At 37.9% G+C, this 13,382-nt stretch carries 10 protein-coding genes and 1 riboswitch; of the genes, 3 read left to right on the forward strand and 7 right to left on the reverse strand.

Annotated features, from left to right (window positions below):
* Positions 1–28 precede the first annotated feature (28 nt).
* The 3 genes from AC1RFD_RS20220 to AC1RFD_RS20230 all read left to right on the forward strand — a co-directional run bounded on the left by AC1RFD_RS20220 (position 29) and on the right by AC1RFD_RS20230 (position 2,558).
* Positions 29–760 (forward strand): ABC transporter ATP-binding protein, encoded by a 732-nt coding sequence (locus AC1RFD_RS20220; protein WP_016995349.1) that lies wholly within the window; start codon positions 29–31, stop codon positions 758–760.
* Complete coding sequence (locus tag AC1RFD_RS20225; protein WP_066038126.1) at positions 757–1,509, forward strand: ABC transporter permease; 753 nt, start codon at positions 757–759, stop codon at positions 1,507–1,509. Before AC1RFD_RS20220 ends, AC1RFD_RS20225 begins: the two co-directional genes overlap by 4 nt.
* A gap of 74 nt (positions 1,510–1,583) precedes the next feature.
* A complete protein-coding gene (locus AC1RFD_RS20230; RefSeq protein ID WP_048394992.1) occupies positions 1,584–2,558 on the forward strand; it encodes a proline dehydrogenase family protein in 975 nt (324 codons plus the stop codon).
* Between the two features lie 44 nt (positions 2,559–2,602).
* Here AC1RFD_RS20230 and AC1RFD_RS20235 read toward each other — a convergent pair whose 3' ends face one another.
* From AC1RFD_RS20235 to AC1RFD_RS20265, 7 genes are all read right to left on the reverse strand, one after another.
* Positions 2,603–3,214: a response regulator transcription factor gene (locus AC1RFD_RS20235; RefSeq protein ID WP_048394990.1), complete on the reverse strand. Its 612-nt coding sequence runs from the start codon at positions 3,212–3,214 to the stop codon at positions 2,603–2,605.
* Positions 3,215–3,230: 16 nt separating this feature from the next.
* Positions 3,231–4,379, reverse strand: a complete 1,149-nt coding sequence (locus AC1RFD_RS20240) for a sensor histidine kinase (protein ID WP_420281540.1) — start codon at positions 4,377–4,379, stop codon at positions 3,231–3,233.
* Between the two features lie 130 nt (positions 4,380–4,509).
* Positions 4,510–5,541 (reverse strand): Delta(5) desaturase DesA, encoded by a 1,032-nt coding sequence (gene desA, locus AC1RFD_RS20245; RefSeq protein WP_048394986.1) that lies wholly within the window; start codon positions 5,539–5,541, stop codon positions 4,510–4,512.
* Between the two features lie 109 nt (positions 5,542–5,650).
* On the reverse strand, positions 5,651–6,151 hold the full coding sequence (locus AC1RFD_RS20250; RefSeq protein WP_112116726.1) for a GNAT family N-acetyltransferase: 501 nt from the start codon (positions 6,149–6,151) through the stop codon (positions 5,651–5,653).
* 94 nt (positions 6,152–6,245) lie between these two features.
* On the reverse strand, positions 6,246–9,677 hold the full coding sequence (metH, locus tag AC1RFD_RS20255) for a methionine synthase (RefSeq protein WP_112116727.1): 3,432 nt from the start codon (positions 9,675–9,677) through the stop codon (positions 6,246–6,248).
* Positions 9,670–11,517 carry a bifunctional homocysteine S-methyltransferase/methylenetetrahydrofolate reductase gene (locus AC1RFD_RS20260; RefSeq protein WP_492475227.1) on the reverse strand — a complete coding sequence of 616 codons (1,848 nt, stop codon included), beginning with the start codon at positions 11,515–11,517 and terminating at the stop codon, positions 9,670–9,672. Before AC1RFD_RS20260 ends, metH begins: the two co-directional genes overlap by 8 nt.
* Before the next feature lie 89 nt (positions 11,518–11,606).
* A riboswitch (SAM riboswitch) is annotated at positions 11,607–11,707 on the reverse strand.
* Between the two features lie 99 nt (positions 11,708–11,806).
* On the reverse strand, positions 11,807–13,201 hold the full coding sequence (locus AC1RFD_RS20265; RefSeq protein ID WP_112116728.1) for a protoporphyrinogen oxidase: 1,395 nt from the start codon (positions 13,199–13,201) through the stop codon (positions 11,807–11,809).
* Positions 13,202–13,382 lie beyond the last annotated feature (181 nt).

Here is a 13,382-nt window from a genome sequence, read left to right on the forward strand (position 1 = left end):
ACTGACTAAAGTAAAGGAGTTTCAATAGATGAATATGTTATATGAACCTGCCATTCACTTTCAACAAGTTCATTTTTCAGTAAATGACAAAATGATATTAAAGTCAATTACTGGGTCATTTCCGAAAGGGCAAATCACCACTCTCGTTGGCCCCTCTGGCGCTGGTAAAACAACATTACTTAAATTATGTAATGGCCTTCTCTCACCATCAAATGGGCATATACTTGTCGATAATCAACCTATTTCTACATATGATCCAACAGCTTTAAGAAGGCATGTTGGTATTGCTTTACAGGCAGCTCCTATGATAGCAGGTACAGTGTTAGAGAATCTTGCACTTCCCCGTACACTGCAAGGACAAAAACTTTTGCAGCAGGAGGCTATTCAATATTTAGAGGACGTTGGGTTAAACGAAAGCTTCCTGCATCAATCTACAAATGATCTATCAGGCGGACAACGTCAAAAGGTATCCATCGCTCGAACACTTATCAATAAATCCTCTATTTTATTATTAGACGAAATAACGTCTGCCTTGGATCGTCAATCCGTACAGGATATTGAAAAATTGATTGTCACCATTAACAAAAAATACAATGTTACCATGATTTGGATTACCCATAATTTGCAACAAGCGCTAACGATTGGTCACTATACATGGGTTATGATGAATGGGGAGCTCGTTGAAACTGGTAAAAGTTCATTACTCGATGCACCAACAAATCCACGTGTTGCCGAGTTTGTACAGGGGGTAAACAAATGACATATACAGCCTTATCACTGACATTAATTTTTGTTTGTATCCCTTTACTATTATCCAAAATATTAAAATTAGACCTTGAAAAAGATACGCTTATTGCAACATTACGCTCCATCATTCAATTGCTTGCTGTCGGCTATATATTAAAGTTTGTGTTTGATGCAAATAGTTATAGCTATATTTTACTGATGGTAGCACTAATGATTATCGTAGCCACGTTAAATGCACGAAAAAAAGGAGCAGGTATTAAAGGAATCACCTGGAAGATAGCACTGACTCTTGTCATGATAGAAATAATTACACAAGGTGTTTTGCTAGGCTTTCATATTGTTCCAGCAACCGCTCAGTATATCATTCCCATTAGCGGGATGCTAATTGGTAATTCCATGGTGCTATCCATTTTATTCTTAAATCGTTTTACAGCTGAAATTATTAACCATAAGGATCAAATGGAACTAATACTATCCCTGGGTGGCACACCAAAACAGGCTATTCATCGCCAATTAATTAATGCCATAAAAGCTAGTATGATTCCTACGATTGAGAGTCAAAAAACAATCGGGCTAGTACAGTTACCAGGTATGATGAGTGGTCAAATTATTGGGGGAGCCGACCCTATTCATGCAGTCCAATTTCAACTTTTAATTATCTTTGCTCTCTTAACTACTGCAACATTATCCAGCGTTATGATTGGCTTTTTAAGTTATCCTGCACTATTTAATGAACGTATGCAATTACTCGAAATGAAATAATTGTTAGGCTGAATGTAATATAGTTTAAAAAATTTATGTTATACTAAAAAGAAAATGCAGTTAGGAGAATGACCATGTTATTACGCGATTTTTTCATCCACTTATCTGAGAACCAACTATTAAATAGTGCTGCAAAGAAATATGGCCTAAAATTAGGAGCACAAAGTGTAGTAGCTGGTACAAATATCGAAGAAACAATTGCAAGCATCAAAGAACTAAATGCACATAATATTTCTTGTACAGTAGATAACCTAGGTGAATTTGTTTCAAGTAAAGAAGAAGCGACTGCTGCTAAAGAAAAAATCCTTACTGTGATCGAAGCTATTCACGAAAATGGTGTAGCGGCACATATTTCATTAAAGCCATCTCAATTAGGCTTAGATATTGATGTTGATTTTTGTTATGACAATCTGTATGAGATTGTAGAAAAAGCCGCTTCATACGATATCTTTGTTAACTTTGATATGGAAGACTATGGACGTCTACAAACTTCCTTCGATATGGTGGAAGAATTATCGAAAACATTTAATAATGTTGGTACAGTCATCCAATCATACTTTTACCGTGCAAAAGATGATATTGAAAAATTTAAGGACTACCGTTTACGTATCGTAAAAGGTGCTTATAAAGAGCCAGTTGAAGTAGCCTATCAAGATAAATTAGATATTGATTTAAACTTTATTGAGTTGATTGAATATCACCTACTAAATGGTAAATTTACATCAATCGCAACTCACGATCACAATATTATTGCGCACGTAAAACGCTTTGTAGCTGATCATAATATTCCGCTTGATAAATTTGAATTCCAAATGCTATATGGTTTCCGTACAGATATGCAAAAAGAACTTGCAAAAGAGGGCTATAACTTCTGTGTGTACGTTCCATTCGGTGAAGATTGGTACGGTTATTTCATGCGCCGTTTAGCTGAGCGTCCTCAAAACCTTAATCTTGTCACAAAACAAGTATTTACGAAAAAAACGAATACTGTTCTTGCAGTAGCAGCAGGTGCATTCGTTCTTGGCCGTTTAACTAAACGTAATAAGTAAAAAAAAGAGAACCTTTTCGCTTATGATGCGAAAAGGTTCTCATTTTATTTATTCCATCCTTTTTCTTTAAAGCGTGCAATGGCCTCAATTCGATTGCCGACGTTTAGTTTTTCTAAAATCGTCGAAATATAGTTACGAACTGTGCCAGCAGACAAAAACAGCTCAGCAGCAATTTCCTTTGTCGTCTTGCCCTCTGCTACAAGTGTCAGAACTTGACTCTCTCGCTCCGTTAAAGGATTTTCACTATCATCTTCATAGACAAAATCAACGAGCTCTGGCGCATAAATGCGTTTACCGTCCATGATTGTACGGATTGCGCTCACTAACTCCTCTATAGGGCTATCCTTTAATAAATAGCCTCTGACACTCGCTTTTCTAGCACGTTCGAAATAACCAGGTCTAGCAAATGTAGTTAAAATAATGACTTTACAACCTGAGCCAGTGCTATGCATTTCTTCTGCTGCATCTAGTCCCGTTTTCACTGGCATTTCAATATCCATAATACAAATATCAGGCTGATGCTCTTCCACAAGCATCAATGCTTCCTCACCATTTTTTGCTAAGCCAACAACCTCCATATCCTCCTCCATACTAAGTAAAGAGCGAAGCGCGCCTAATAGCATCCCCTGATCTTCAGCAATCACAATTCGTATCATGTCACAATCCTCTTTTCTATATGTTCTTCAGATTGTCTTTGACATTCTGATGCGTAATAGCTACTGGGATAGTTACCGTTAATGTGGTGCCCTCAACACTTTCAATTTTAAAGGACCCATTAATAAACTCTAAACGTTCCCGCATTCCTTTCAATCCATTACCAGTTCTCCAGGCTTGTTTTTTTGTAATGCCCTGTCCGTTATCTCGCACTACTAAATAAACTTCTTTAAAATTTTGATGGAAGGCAATTTCACATTTTGTTGCTCCACTATGTTTGACAACATTATTAACCGCCTCTTTTAAGCACATAGATAAAACATTCTCTACAAGTGGTGGAACTTGCAGTGCGTTTTTATCCCCCTCAAAGACAAACTCCATTTCAGCTGCCTTTAGCATTTGTGAAATACGCATGATCTCATCTTCAAATTTTGCCGTGCGCATATCTGAAACTAATTCCCGAACCTCTTTTAAAGCAATACTAGCGGTCTGGCGTATATCCTTAATCTCAATCAAGGCCTGCTGGGGATTTCGTTCAATCAGCCTAGAAGCTAGATCACTCTTCAAACCAATCATGGACAATTTTTGTCCTAATGTATCATGCAAATCTCGAGCTATTCTTTGTCGTTCCTCAAAAACAATTAACTCAGCAATACGTTCATTGGCTGTTTCTAACTGTCCCTCTAAATTTTCACGTTTATTTTTGGAATAAAGCGTTAGCGGTAAAAGGACAACAGCTAAAATAGTTAATACAACGAAAGGCAACTGCGATAAAAATAGGTTGAGCTCTACAAAGAATCCAGCACCAGTTGAAATAACTGTAAAGCCAATATGTAGACCATACATAATATAAAAGCCGACGGGTCTTCGGATATTCCCAATAAAAAATGCTGTAAAAATGGACAAATAGACATAGCCATACAAGATGGTCATAATAATGTTTATGACCATTTCAAAGCTAATCCACATATAAACTAAACCGCTTTTCGAATTCATGGCAAATCGATAGAAGATAAAATAGAGCATTAAAAATGTAATGCCTATCGAAATTTCGATGTAAGAAGATTTCCTAAAAATGAAGAAAAACGGTAGGAAACAAAAAATTATCCACAAATATACACTGAGCATCGGACTATTCGGAATAATACTATGCCATTTCCTCAACATAATCTCACGCTCTTTCCTACTTTTCCCTTATTATAACAAGAAAATTAAATTTATGCCTGTACATGCTTTGACCCATATTCTTCTCTTTACATAAAACAGCCATCTCTCTTGCAGAGATGGCTGTTATCAACTAAGCGGCAATACTGCCTCTTTCTTTACGTTTTATAATTTCATTTACTTCTTTAAACGTCACAAATTTACCTTGATCTTCATCATATAACTTGTAACGTAGTGATTCTAAACTCGTACGTAAAGTAATCGTTGTTGCCATGTGTAATGGCGGTGTCTCATTGTGTGCCTTTTCAAGATTATAATTAGGTACACGAGGAGCTAAGTGATGAACATGATGGAAACCAATATTCCCTGTTACCCATTGTAAAAGTTTTGGCAATTTATAATAGGAGCTTCCTTCAACTGCAGCTTTCACATAATCCCACTCTGAATCGTGTTCAAAATAAGAATCTTCATACGTGTGCTGGATATAAAATAACCAAATTCCTAAAGAACCTGCAATAAATAAAGTAACGCCTTGCACTAATAAAAACGCTTGCCAGCCCATGAAGAAAATTAAAGCGGCACAAATTCCCACAATGACAATATTCGTCAAAATTGTATTGAGACGTTCCTTCTTCTTCGCATCCTTACGATTAAAACGATTTAAGACAAGAACCATATAAAGTGGGCCTAATCCAAACATCACAAATGGATTACGATAGAAGCGGTACCATAGACGTTGCCCTTTTGAGGCTTGCATATATTCTTCAACTGTCATCATATCAATATCACCGATACCACGCTTGTCTAAGTTTGAGCTTGTTGCATGGTGAATTGTATGTTCACGTTTCCATTTTTCATAAGGGAATGATGTTAGCACCCCAGTAAAAAATCCAACCCAGTCGTTTGCCTTTTTACTTTTGAAAAATGAGCCGTGTGTACAATCATGAAAAATAATAAAAGTTCGTACGACAAAACCTGCTGAAATAGCACTTAAGCCGACTGTTAGCCAAGGTGATACATCCACTAACAAGTAACCAGCCACCCATAATGCAATTAACGGTACAATTGTATTTATAATCTGAAAAACACTTTTACGCGTATCTGATTTGGCAAATGGCGCTACATCTTGGCGTAACTTTTTTGTTTTTTCTTTAATAGTTGCCATCTTTTACTCCCTCGTTTCTTTTTTTCTTATGACCTCATCATAAAACAAGAATACAAGTCAGTAACAGACGCAAACATCACAAAAAGGATATGACATTTGTCATATCCTTTTATGATTTCGGTCCAGTCAAATGAAGTTGATAGAACACAAGGTCTAGCCATTGTTCAAATTTATAGCCTGCATTTTTAATGGTTCCTGCATATTCAAAGCCTAATTTTTCATGTGCTTTAATACTACCAATGTTTTCTCCATCAATACCAGCAACAAGCGTTTTGACACCATTTTCTTCAGCGATCGCTATCAGCTTGTTCATGAGCTTTGTCGCAATCCCTTTTTGATAATGTTCTTTATGCACATAGACAGAGTGCTCCATTGTATATTTATAGCCTGGGTAAGGACGGAATTGACTATAGGTAGCAAAGCCAGCGACAAGCCCATTATCCTCAAATACAAGTAAAGGATTATCTAATGCTTGTTGCTCCCTAAACCACTGTACTTTTTCATCTAAAGTTTGTATGTCGTATCGATAGACAGCCTTGCTTGTTAAAATAATATCATTATAGATAGCCAAAACCTCGGGAATATCTCTTTCTTCCATGAATCGTATCATTCTGCTCACTTCCCTTAACCAAATGTTTTCTTCTATAAAGGAACAGAGATAGACAGTCATTGAATAGACTATCTATCTCCTCTTATTTTATGCCTTAAACATTGAAGTAGCGAGCATCAGGATGAGCAAAAACGATTGCAGATACAGATGCTTCAGGCTCCATCATAAAGCCTTCTGTAAGATGGACACCAATATCCTCAGGTTTTAATAGGCCGAATAGTTTCTCTTGATCCTCCAAGTTAGGACATGCAGGATATCCGAATGAAAAGCGTTGACCTTGATATTTTGCAGCAAAACGATCTCTCATAGTGAAATCTGTTGCATCAGGGAAGCCCCATTGGTCACGAATTTCCTGATGCATACGTTCAGCAAAGCCCTCTGCTAATTCTAAAGCAGTCGATTGCAAGGCATGACTTTCAAGAAATTTCCCATCCTCTTTTAACTGGCGTGCTTTAGCCATAACTCCTTGACCTGCTGTTACAACCATGAGTGCAATATAGTCCATTTCACCACTCTCTACCGTTTTTAAGAAATCTGCAAGACATAAAAATGGTTCAACCTGCTGACGAGGGAAGGTAAAACGTTCAATTTCTGTCTTACTATCAGCAGGATCATACACAACGACATCATCACCATCTGCTTGAGCAGGGAAAAATTGATACAAACCTGATGGCTTTAATAGATCACTTTTTAAATAATCATCTACTAAATCCTTGAGCTCTGTTGCTCTTGAATCGCCCGCATCAAGCAATTGCTGAACTTGCCCTTTCAAGCCTAAATGGTGTCCCAGTAATGTACGCATATTAACATAAGGATATAAATGAGATACAGAATAGTCTTTTTTCACATGACGTCGTAAATCAGCTGGTAAAAATACTGGCGCTCCTTTTACTGTTCGTGCAGGCTTTATTGTTACCTCTTTTGCCGGACGAGCAGCTCGTTTTTCATCAGCCGCTAAACGTTTTTGACGGGATTCTTCAATTTCTGCTAAGAAATTTTCACGTGTCCCTTCACCCATTAATAGATTCGCTTGCTCTAAGCCTTGCATAGCATCCTTTGCATAAATAACAGGACCACCATATTCATCTGCAATTTTTGTTTCAGTAAAACGACGTGAAAGTGCAGCACCACCAACTAAAATAGGAACATCAATTCCCGCCTCTTTAAAATCCTGAGCAGTAATAACCATCTGTTGCGCTGATTTCACGAGTAAACCTGACAGCCCAATAAAATCAGGTTTTTCCTTACGAATCGCTTCAATCAATTGGGCAGGAGTTACTTTAATGCCCAAATCGACTACCTTATAGCCATTATTACTTAATATAATATCAACAAGGTTTTTCCCAATATCGTGAACATCACCTTTTACTGTAGCAAGTACCATTTTCCCTTTTCCAGCACTCTCTTCATCCTTCTCCATGAATTGCTCTAAATGAGCAACTGCGGCCTTCATCACACCTGCTGATTGTAAAACCTCTGCTACAATGAGTTGATTATCATTAAATAATCGACCTACCTCAGCCATGCCCTCCATTAAAGGACCATTAATTATATCAAGTGGCGCCTCGAAGATTTCTCGTGCAGCGTCTAAATCCTCAATTAGCCCTTCTTTTGTACCTTCTAATATATAGTAAGCTAAACGACCTTCAACCGTTTTTGGAATATCAGCTTCCGTTTTTTCCTTCTTTTTATCTCGATAAAAATCTGTAAACACTGCTAATGTTTCATCATTTGTATTAAAGAGCAGGTCATTTGCGAGTTTGATTTCCTCTTCAGGGATGGATGCATAACGCTCCAATTTCTCTGTATTAACAATGGCATAATCTAAGCCCGCCTGTGTACAATGATAGAGATAAACAGCATTCAGTACTTCACGACCAACAGGTGGTAAGCCAAATGAGATATTACTTACGCCAAGTACAGTCAATGTCTGCGGCAATTTTTCTTTGATGAGACGAATGCCTTCAATCGTTTCTAGCGCTGAACCAATATACTGCTCATCCCCAGTTCCTACAGGGAACATTAATGGGTCGAAAATGATATCCTCTGGTGCAATCCCCCATTTTTCCGTTAAAAGTTGATAGGAGCGCTCGGCAATTTCGAGCTTTCGATGACGGTCAACCGCCATCCCCTTTTCATCTATCGTTCCAACAACTAATGATGCACCATATTTTTTCACGAGTGGTAATACTGCATCAAATCGTTCTTCACCATCCTCTAAATTAATAGAGTTAATGATGGCTTTCCCTTGTGAAAACTTTAATGCTTCCTCAATTACTTTTTCATCAGTTGAGTCAATCACAAGAGGCACCTTAACCTTTTTTACAACCTCCTGCATAAATCCACGCATATCGGCTAATTCATCGCGATCAGGGTTGGCTAAACAAATATCAATAACATGTGCACCATTTTTGACTTGAGCACGTGCAATCTCTGCGGCCTCCTCAAATTTCCCGTCAATGATTAAATTCTTAAATTTACGAGAGCCGATTACATTTGTTCTCTCCCCAATAAATAACGGACGCATAGAATCGTCATACAATAACGGTTCAATTCCTGATACCGCATGACCATGTGTTTTTTCTGGTAATTGACGAGGTTTTTCATCTTTTAAGATCTCACGAATGGCTGCAATATGAGCGGGTGTCGTCCCACAACATCCACCTACAATATTAAGCCAACCCTTTTCTGCAAAGCCTTTTAATTTTTGTGATAGCGATTCTGGTGATTCGTGATAACACCCTTCTTCATCTGGTAAGCCAGCATTTGGGTAACAGCTAATATAGCCTGTTGAAAGCTCTGCTAATGAACGAATGTGATCCGTCATAAACTCAGGTCCCGTCGCACAGTTTAGGCCAACTGATAATGGTTTAATATGCTCGATCGAAATATAAAAGGCATCAATTGTTTGCCCTGCAAGCGTTGTACCCATCGGTTCTATTGTTCCTGAAATCATGACAGGTAGCTCTTTTCCCGTTGATGCAAAAGCGCGCTTTACGCCAAGTGTGCCTGCTTTGACATTGAGCATATCCTGACTTGTTTCTAATAACAAAACGTCGGCTCCTGCCTCAATTAATGCTTTTGCCTGTACATAAAAATTTTCCTCTAGCTCTTCAAATGTAATACCACCTGTTACTGATAACGTTTTTGTTGTTGGCCCCATAGCCCCTGCAACAAAACGTGGCCAATCTGATGTGGAATAACGATCCACTGCTTGGCGAGCAATTTCCACTGCACGCTTATTAATTACTTCTGCTTTTGTGCCAAGATCATATTCATTTAACACAAGAGGCGTCCCACCAAATGTATTTGTACAAATAATATCTGCGCCTGCCTCTAAGTATTTATGGTGAATTTTTTCAATAACATCTGGTCTAGTAAGCACAAGATTTTCATTACAGCCATCAAGTTCCTCGCCACCAAAATCCTCTGCTGATAAATTTTCATTTTGTAGCATTGTTCCCATTGCGCCATCAAGAATTAAAATACGTTTCTCTAGTTGCTCTTCAATCGAGTGCTTAGCCATGTATACTTACTCCTTTTTTCTGTTCATCCAATTGCTCTATATATTTCATCAACTCTAGTGTCACATCGTAACGTAAAAATGGTGTAATAAGGTAAATCCCATTGAAATATTGCGTAGCCACTTCTACTAATTCTTTGGCAATAGCAATCCCTTCCAATGTTGCCCTTTCTTTATCTTCTCCACATGCTTTCATTCTTGTTAAGGCATCTTCAGATAATTTGATACCTGGCACTTCATGATGTAAAAATTCAGCGCTTTTATAACTCGTAACAGGCATAATACCGATGTAAATTGGAGCTTGTAAATGCTTTGTTGCCTCATAAATCTCTACAATTTTCTCTTTCGTATATACTGGTTGAGAAATGAAGTAGTCTGCCCCATGCTCAATTTTCTTCTCCAAGCGTGTCACAGCACGATCTAACACACGGACGTTTGGATTAAATGCAGCAGCAACTGAGAAATTTGCTTTTTTACGAAGTGGCTTACCTGAGAAAGAGACCCCTTCATTTAATTGCTTAATTAATTGGATTAGCTCCATGGAAGATACATCATAAACACTTGTCGCACCTGGGAAATCTCCTACTTTCGTTGGATCACCCGTAACGGCCAACACATCATGAATACCTAAAGCATTTAACCCCATTAAATGAGATTGTAGACCAATTAAATTACGGTCTCGACATGTAATATGAGTTAGTGGGCGTACACCATGTGAGCTCTTCAACAATGCGCCCATTGCAATATTGCTAATACGTGGAGAGGCCAATGAATTGTCTGCCATCATAACTACATCTGCACCTGCATCATATAATTGCTTTGCTCCTTCAAGGAACCCATCAATCTCTAAATGTCTAGGCGTATCCAACTCTACTATGACAGAACGTTCACGTTTAACTTTTTCATGAAGAGGCTCATACTTTGTTGGCTCCGCTTCCCGAACAATCTCAATCTTTTTAGGCTTCGCAAGCTTCTCCTGAACCGGTGATAACTCTTCTAAATACTTCTTTGCTGCTGCAATATGTTTGGGTGTTGTACCACAGCAGCCCCCTATTAAACGTACACCTTGATCACGCAATTCAACAGCCGCTCGACCAAAATAATCAGCTTCTGATTCATAAACGACACGCCCATCCTCTAAGTCCAGAAGTGATGCATTTGGATAGGCCGACATAAATGCCTTATTAGGAAGTTCTACACCTTCAAATGCCTGAATTGTATGGTGTGGACCTAGTCGACAATTGACACCAACAATATCAGCACCTAGGGCTTCAAGCTCATGGAGAGCATTATTTAAAGACATCCCATTTTGTAGAACACCGGGCTCATGCATAGAAACTTGTGCAATAATCGGCAATTTTGTTTTTTCTCGTAGCATCTTTAAGGTTGCTGTTAATTCTTCAAAATCATAATAAGTTTCAAGTAAAAGGCCATCTGGATTCCCTGCAAGTAAGACGCTTGCTTGTTCTTCAATAGTCGCTAATATTTCATCCAAGGTTGCATCACTTTTACGAATTCCCCGAATACCACCAATTGTTCCTAAAACAAATTGACCGCCATCAGCCGCTGCTCGTTTTGCGATGGTGATAGCAGCTTCATTAAATTGTTGGACACGTGATTCCAATCCATAGCGAGCTAATTTAATGGCATTTGCACCGTACGTATTCGTTTGAATGATGTCAGCACCAGCCGCAATATATTCTCTATGAATCTTTTCAATTAACTCGGGTCTCTGAACATTCATTTCCTCATGGCAATACTCCAATCCATAGCCATATAGCACTGTGCCTATTGCACCGTCTGCCGTCAATACATGCGTTTTTAACCTTTCAAGCAATCCCATAAAATTAGCCTCTCTTCCTATGTCTCTATATAATAAAAAGCCTTCTTTCATAAAAAAAGAAGGCTTTAACGATTCATCATTGTTGTTCCTTCTCATCTTCGACTCAACGGTCTTCTGGATTTAGCACCTGACAATAAAGTTGGTTGCTGAAGCTTCAATGGGCCAGTCCCTCTGCTTCTCTTGATAAGAATTAAGTATGAATTTTTTAAATAATTAAAAGAATCATATCGTTTACTGACGAATGAGTCAAGACTATTTCACATAACAAAGTTTTTTTCCACTTAAAACCTTAGAAATTGGCAAGTTCCTTTGCAAGCTCTTCACCAATTTTTTTCCCGTTTTGAATGCAAGCACCAATACCTACGCCAAAATACGAGCACCCTGCAATCGATAAATTAGGATATTTCTCATGTAATTCTTGTAGTAATCCTTGTAATGCTTCACGATGCGCTAGATCATATTTAGGCATTTGATCAATCCATTTTGTTACATTCACAACGGTTGGCTGCTCCTCTATTCCTAGGCTCTTTCTCACATCTTCTAAAGCAACTGCTGCCAATTCTTCATCCGTCATGGCGCGTAGTTGCTCATAGGCTGGATTGATGCTCTTATAAAAGAGTCGCACAAGTAATTTATTTTCTTTCGATGTATGCTTCCATTTACGACTAGTCCAAGTTGCCGCATTACAAGTTACGTCTGAATTATGGGAAACAATATAGCCCGTTCCATCTGCTGGCAATTTAGCGTCTGGCACATCAAAACCTAAATAGATAGTAATCGCTGACGCTGTCGTAAATTGGTCAAAATAGCGGTTTAAAGATTCATCCTGTAGCAGATTTTGTACAGTATCGTTCGGTAATGCTAAAACGACATAATCTGACTCAATAATTTCACCATTAGCTAAGGAAATTGTGTAGTTCTTATCTTGTTTTTGAACATTTAGTGTAGTAACACCCTTGATAATTTCTACATCGGATAAGGTTTGTTCAAGTCGATCAATTAAAGAAGATAAACCATTTTTAAAGGATATAAATTTTTTGTTCGCTGCTTTAACAAATTGCTCACGATTCGCATCAAAGCCTTTAATAATACTTCCAAAATCATTCTTATAATCAATTAAATACGGTAAAGTAGAGCCAATAGAAAGCTGATGTAAATCTCCCGAATAAACACCTGCAAGGACTGGTGCAATTTGGTTTTTCACCAGTTCCTCTCCTAAATAGTAAGTTAAAAATTCACCAATTGAACTTTCCTTTGTGAAGCCATTGTTTGGCAATGTTAAATCCTTCAACGCTTCTTTTTTTCCCTGCTCGGAAATAAGTGTACTTTCCTCTAAGGATGCTACACTCATCGGTATTCCGAAAGTTGAATCTGCCGGAATAGCATGTAACTCATTATTCGTATAAATATAAGAAATACCTGTTTCGTTGTAAACTAATTCCGCCTCAAAATCAAGCTCCTGCACGAGTTCCATAACGCCTTGATGACGGGCTACAATAGAATCAGCACCCGTTTCCATGATGAAACCTTGTTCATGTGCTGAATATAATTTGCCTCCTAAATATGTATTTTTTTCTATAAGCACTAGACGAACATTTAAATTATGTTCCTTCACTTGACGTTGCAAATAATGCATTGTACATAGTCCTGTAATACCGCCGCCTAAAACAACAACTGTTTTCATCATAACCGCCCCTATTATTCATTCTTTCTACAGTATAATCCTTTTTTCATTGAAAATTACGTAAACCCTTTACAAATTTAGCAAAAATAGAGCTATTTCATCAGTGAAATAGCTCTTACTTTCTGAATCTCTATAAAATTGATCCTCTATAGCGATAACTTCACAACAAACATTTAAATAG

It is taken from the genome of Lysinibacillus sp. GW823-FHT02G10 (assembly GCF_058797135.1).

Excerpts from the sequence above, each read along its gene's own strand:
- AC1RFD_RS20220 (WP_016995349.1), top strand. The coding sequence starts at position 29 with ATGAATATGTTATATGAACCTGCCATTCACTTTCAACAAGTTCATTTT.
- AC1RFD_RS20225 (WP_066038126.1), top strand. The coding sequence starts at position 757 with ATGACATATACAGCCTTATCACTGACATTAATTTTTGTTTGTATCCCT.
- AC1RFD_RS20230 (WP_048394992.1), top strand. The coding sequence starts at position 1,584 with ATGTTATTACGCGATTTTTTCATCCACTTATCTGAGAACCAACTATTA.
- AC1RFD_RS20235 (WP_048394990.1), bottom strand. The coding sequence starts at position 3,214 with ATGATACGAATTGTGATTGCTGAAGATCAGGGGATGCTATTAGGCGCG.
- AC1RFD_RS20240 (WP_420281540.1), bottom strand. The coding sequence starts at position 4,379 with ATGTTGAGGAAATGGCATAGTATTATTCCGAATAGTCCGATGCTCAGT.
- desA (WP_048394986.1), bottom strand. The coding sequence starts at position 5,541 with ATGGCAACTATTAAAGAAAAAACAAAAAAGTTACGCCAAGATGTAGCG.
- AC1RFD_RS20250 (WP_112116726.1), bottom strand. The coding sequence starts at position 6,151 with ATGATACGATTCATGGAAGAAAGAGATATTCCCGAGGTTTTGGCTATC.
- metH (WP_112116727.1), bottom strand. The coding sequence starts at position 9,677 with ATGGCTAAGCACTCGATTGAAGAGCAACTAGAGAAACGTATTTTAATT.
- AC1RFD_RS20260 (WP_492475227.1), bottom strand. The coding sequence starts at position 11,517 with ATGGGATTGCTTGAAAGGTTAAAAACGCATGTATTGACGGCAGACGGT.
- AC1RFD_RS20265 (WP_112116728.1), bottom strand. The coding sequence starts at position 13,201 with ATGAAAACAGTTGTTGTTTTAGGCGGCGGTATTACAGGACTATGTACA.